Consider the following 5,134-nt stretch of genomic DNA (forward strand, 5'->3'; position numbering starts at 1 on the left):
TCGATACTGCGCGACTGTCCGGGGCCAATCCCTACAACACCATCCTCGGCGCTGTCTCCGCCGGATAGCTCAACGCAGGGGGTGGGTAATTACGTTTTCGGCAACGATCGCAGCTTCGGTGCCAAATGGCTGACCGATGTCGAGGTCGGCTGGCAGGCCACCAAGTCGCTTGATTTCGCGATCGGTGCAAATAACGTCTTCAATGTCTATCCCGACTTCGATGAAACGTCATTGAATCCCAACTTGGGTTCCGGTTTTTATGCGACGTCGGGAGCTTATGGTTTCACCGGAGGCTATTATTACGCCCGCATCGGCGTCAAGTTCTGAGATTTCCTGTTGGTTGGAAGGTACAGACACATGAAAAAGCTCATGGTGCCAATCGGCATGCTATGCATGAGCATCATGCTGACCAGCTGCGCGACCAATCGTACGGCTGCGCTGAAAAGGACAGCGGCGGGATCAGTTTTTCGCGACTGTCCCGATTGCCCCCAGATGGTGGTGATACCGGCAGGACGATTCATGATGGGCACTGCAGAGAGCGATCCGATACGCGACAAGGATGAAGGTCCCCAGCGCGAAGTGACCTTCGATGCTGCGTTCGCGGTCGGAAAGTTCGAATTGACACGCGGCGAGTTCCGGCAGTTCGTGAACCAGACCGGCTATAAACCGCTGCGCAATTGTACGGTGTACACTGGCACTAAAACGGAACGAGTTGAGAGCAAAGGGTGGGATGACACCAACTTCTCGCAGACGGAAATGCATCCAGTTTCGTGCATCAGCTGGGTTGATGCCAAAGCCTATGTAGCTTGGCTTGCCGCCAAGACTGGCGAGCCCTATCGTCTACTGAGTGAAGCTGAGTTCGAATATGTGGCGAAGGCCGGGGCAAAGACTCGCTATTTCTTCGGAGACGATCCGAACGAGGGTTGCGCCTATGGCAATGTCGCCGATGCGACCGCAAAGGAAGCCGGCGGCCTTGCCACCTGGGTTTATGTCACTTGTCGGGATGGTTACGGCATCACCACGGCCCCGGTCGGCTCTTTCAAGCCGAACGCGTTCGGAGTTTACGACACTTATGGCAACCACTGGGAATGGGTGGAGGACTGCCGCAACGACTCGTATGAGAACGCTCCAGTTGACGGCACGGCATGGGTCGCCGGCGATTGCAACGTCAGGGTCGATCGCGGCGGCGCGTTCTACAGTAATGCACGCACAAACCGCCCTAGCGAGCGGGCGTTTTTCCCTCACACACTCAATAGCGTAAACATAGGCTTTAGGGTAGCGCGCTCCTTGCAGCCAGGGGCGCTCCGATAACACAAAGATTGCAGCCAGCGTTAGCTCCAATAGTGAGTAGCTTTGGCGCTTTCGGCTTCACGGACGGCTTTTATTATGCCGTGTAGGCGTCAATTTCTGACGGCGATTCGAATGGCGGGGACAAGAGCATGAAAATCGGATTTCTGGCGGCGCTGCCGCTGCTGGCGCTGCCGCTGCTCGCACCGGCATTCGCCGCCCCCACCCCCACCCCCGCACCCGCCTTCGGTGGCGGCGAGATCCTCTGGGATCGCTACGGCGTGCCGCACGTCTACGCCAAGACCGAGGCCGGCGCCTTCTACGGCTTCGGCTGGGCACAGGCGCAGAGCCATGGCGACATCCTGCTCAAGATGTACGGCGAATCGCGCGCGCGCGGTGCCGAATATTGGGGCCCGGACGCCGAGAAGCTCGATCGCTGGCTCATCGCCAACGACGTGCCCACCCGCAGCATCGCCTGGTACGAGGCGCAGACGCCCGCGATGCGCCGCAACCTCGATGCCTTTGCCGCCGGCATCAACGCCTATGCCGCAGCACACCCGCAGGCCATCGCCGCCGAAATGCGCCAGGTGCTCCCCATCAGGGGTGTCGACATCATCGGCCATGCGCACCGGCTGATGAACTACAACTATATCGCGTCCGAAAACCGGGTGCTCGCCGCCGCCGGCCCGGTCGGCGAGGGCGAAGCGCCCGAGGGCAGCGACGGCTCCAACGCCTGGGCGGTGATGCCCGGCCGCACCGCGGCGGGCAAGACGCTGCTGCTCGCCAACCCGCACCTCCCCTGGGCGCCCTCGATGCTCACCTATTACGAGGCGCATCTGACAGCACCCGGCTACAGCGTCTATGGCGGCACGCAGGTCGGGCTGCCGGTGGTGCGCTTCGCCTTCAACGACAATCTCGGCTTCACCAACACCGTCAACACCATCCTCGGCTTCACCCGCTACGAGCTCAAGCTCGAAGGCGATGGCTATCGCTTCGATGGCAAGGTGCTGCCGTTCAAGACCGCGCAGAAAAGCTACAAGGTCCGCCAGCCCGACGGCACGCTGAAGACCGTCAGCTTCACCCAGCGCACCACCGTCCACGGCCCGGTGTTCGAGATGCCCGACGGAAAGACTCCCGGTTCCGGGCCGACGATCGCCCTCAAGGTCGCGGGCCTCGATCGCCCCGGCGTCCTCCAGCAATATCTCGACATGGGCAAGGCGCAGGACTGGAAGGCCTTCGAAGCGGCACTGAAAACGCTGCAGGTGCCCACTTTCAACATCATCTATGCCGATCGTGCCGGCCATGTCCTCTATCTCGACAACGGCATCCTCCCCAAGCACAAGACCGGCGGCGACTATCGTCGCTGGGCAGGCCTCGTGCCCGGCGATACCTCCGAAACGCTCTGGACCGACATCCACAGCTATGAGGACATGCCAAAGGTCTTCGATCCGCCCGGCGGCTTCGTCCAGAACGCCAATGACGGCCCGTGGGTCTCGACCTGGCCGCGCACGTTGAAGCCTGCGGAATGGCCGGCGCATGTCGTCCAGCAGACGGGCATGAGCATGCGCGCCCAGATGTCGGTCAAGCTCCTCGCCGGCACCGACAAGATCAGCTGGGACGATTTCGTCAGCCGCAAGCTCACCACCACCTCGCTGATGGCCGAGCGGATGATCCCGGCGCTGATCGACGCCATCGGCACGTCGGACGATGCCGATCTCGCCCAGGCAAAGCTGCTGCTCGCCGGCTGGGACCGCAAATACGAGGCGGACAGCAAGGCCGGGCTCCTGTTCGAGACCTGGGCCAAGCTGTTCGCCGGCCCCGCCCTCACCGGCCAGGGCGGCTTCGCAACCGGCTGGAGCCTCGACGATGCGATCCAGACCCCGAACGGCCTCAAGGACCCGGCCGGCGCCGTCGCGATGCTCAAGCAGGCCGTAGCCGATACGCGCAAGCTCTACGGCGCCGTCGATCGACCCTTCGGCGAGGTGTCGCGGCTCAAGGTCGCCGAGGGCAACCTCCCCGGCCATGGCGGCCTCGGCAACCTCGGCATCTTCCGCGTGATGACCTGGAGCCCGCTCAAGGATGGCGAACGCAGCCCCGTCCACGGCGAAACCTGGGTCAGCATGGTCGAGTTCGGCACGCCGATGAAGGCGGTCGGGCTGATGAGCTACGGCAACGCCAGCCAGCCCGGCTCGAAGCACCGCGCCGACCAGCTGCCCATGGTCGAAAAGAAGCAGTTCCGCACCCTGTGGCGGGACCGCAAGGACATCGAAGCCAATCTCGAGGAACGCGTGACGTTCTGAACCGGAGAAACACAATGCGGACGATGATCAGCCTGGCCCTGTTGCTGTCCTCCGGGGCCGCGCTTGCCCAGGCACCCGGCTTTGCACCCGCCTTCACACCCGTCCAGCCCGAGACCTTCAGCGTCCCCGGCTCGCTCTCCAACGCCTGGGCCGATTTCGACAATGACGGCGATCCCGATCTCGCCGTCTCGCTCAAGGGCGGCGAAATCCGTCTTTACCGCAACGATGCCGGCGTCTTCACCAACATCGGTCCCGCCATGGGCCTGCCCGGCGCCGACGAAGGCGAGTATCGGGGCTTGAGCTGGGGCGATTACGACAATGACGGCAAGCTCGACCTGTTCGCCGGCTCCTCGCTCCCCAAACGCCCCAGCCATCTGTTCCGCAACCTCGGCGACCGTTTCGAGAATGTCGCCCCCGCCCTCGGCCTCACACTGCTCGGCCGCTCGTCGCGCCAGAACAATTTCGTCGATATCGACGGCGACGGCGACCTCGATCTCTTCATCACCGACCGCATGGGCGGCAACAAGCTGTTCCGGAACGACGGCGGCAGCTTCGTGCAGATCCACGCCGATGCCCCGATCAGTGCCGCACGCTCCACCGTCGGCGCCTGTTGGCTCGATTACGACCAGGACGGGGATCTCGACCTGTTCCTCGCCAACCAGTCGGGCAAGGAAGATTCGCTCTTCCGCAACGATGGGTCCGGCTTCACCGATGTCGCGGCCGCGCTCGGCATCAACAGCCCCGGCCGCGATCGCAGCGAAGGCGGCGTCGGCTGCGCCATCGGCGACTACGACAATGATGGCCTGCTCGATATCTTCGTGCCCAATTACGGCAAGAACGCGCTGTGGCGCGGCCAGCCCGGCGGCCGCTTCGTCGCCGCCGCGGCCGCCACCGGCGTCGATGTCGACAATCACGCCGTGGGGGCGGCCTTCGGCGATTTCGACAATGATGGCTTCATCGACCTGTCGGTGATGTCCTACCATGGCGAGCCGGGCAAGCAGGTCCCCGAAAACCGGCTTTTCCGCAACGAAGGCGGCAAGCGATTCGTCAATGTGCTGGGGGCAGACAGCCCGCTCGACACCGGCGATCACGGCACCGCCTTCGTCGATTACAACGGCGACGGCGCCCTCGATCTGTCGATCACCAAGGGCTACAACGTCACCGGCGGCCATTATCTGTTCCGGAACGACCTGGCGCCGGCAAAGGCCGGCCAGTCGCTGCAGGTGATCGTCCTCGATTCGAAGGGTCATCACACCCAGGCGGGTGCCGAAGTCCGCATCTATCCCGCCGGCCGCAAGGGGGCCGCCCCGCTCGGTCTCATGCCGGTCCACACCGGCGGCGGCTATGGCACCCAGCACGCGCTCCCGGTGCATTTCGGCCTCGGCAATGCGAAGCGCGTCGATGTCGAAGTCACGTTCATGGGCAAGAACGGCCGTGAAGTGCAATGGCGCCGGGGCGTCACGCCCTCCGCCACGCCCATCGTCATCCGCCGCGCAGCACCGCGCTGACCTCCCTTGCGGAGGTGGTGGAGGCCCGACCAGGAATCG

General features: G+C 63.7%; 3 protein-coding genes and 1 pseudogene. All 4 read left to right on the forward strand.

Going from position 1 to position 5,134, the window contains the following annotated elements; all coding sequences use genetic code 11:
• Window positions 1-327 (forward strand): annotated as a pseudogene (locus FHS79_RS17720) (hypothetical protein); the annotation flags it as partial.
• Between the two features lie 30 nt (window positions 328-357).
• Entirely contained in the window at window positions 358-1,311 is a 954-nt protein-coding gene (locus tag FHS79_RS17725; RefSeq protein WP_184203058.1) for a formylglycine-generating enzyme family protein, read from the forward strand.
• 128 nt (window positions 1,312-1,439) lie between these two features.
• A complete protein-coding gene (locus FHS79_RS17730) occupies window positions 1,440-3,587 on the forward strand; it encodes a penicillin acylase family protein (RefSeq protein ID WP_184203060.1) in 2,148 nt (715 codons plus the stop codon).
• 14 nt (window positions 3,588-3,601) lie between these two features.
• The gene (locus tag FHS79_RS17735) at window positions 3,602-5,095 is read left to right on the forward strand and encodes a CRTAC1 family protein (protein WP_184203062.1); all 1,494 of its coding nucleotides are present in this window, start codon (window positions 3,602-3,604) and stop codon (window positions 5,093-5,095) included.
• Window positions 5,096-5,134: the final 39 nt, after the last annotated feature.

Source organism: Polymorphobacter multimanifer, assembly GCF_014205635.1.
Lineage (GTDB): Bacteria > Pseudomonadota > Alphaproteobacteria > Sphingomonadales > Sphingomonadaceae > Sandarakinorhabdus > Sandarakinorhabdus multimanifer.

Excerpts from the sequence above, each read along its gene's own strand:
- FHS79_RS17730 (WP_184203060.1), top strand. The coding sequence starts at position 1,440 with ATGAAAATCGGATTTCTGGCGGCGCTGCCGCTGCTGGCGCTGCCGCTG.
- FHS79_RS17725 (WP_184203058.1), top strand. The coding sequence starts at position 358 with ATGAAAAAGCTCATGGTGCCAATCGGCATGCTATGCATGAGCATCATG.
- FHS79_RS17735 (WP_184203062.1), top strand. The coding sequence starts at position 3,602 with ATGCGGACGATGATCAGCCTGGCCCTGTTGCTGTCCTCCGGGGCCGCG.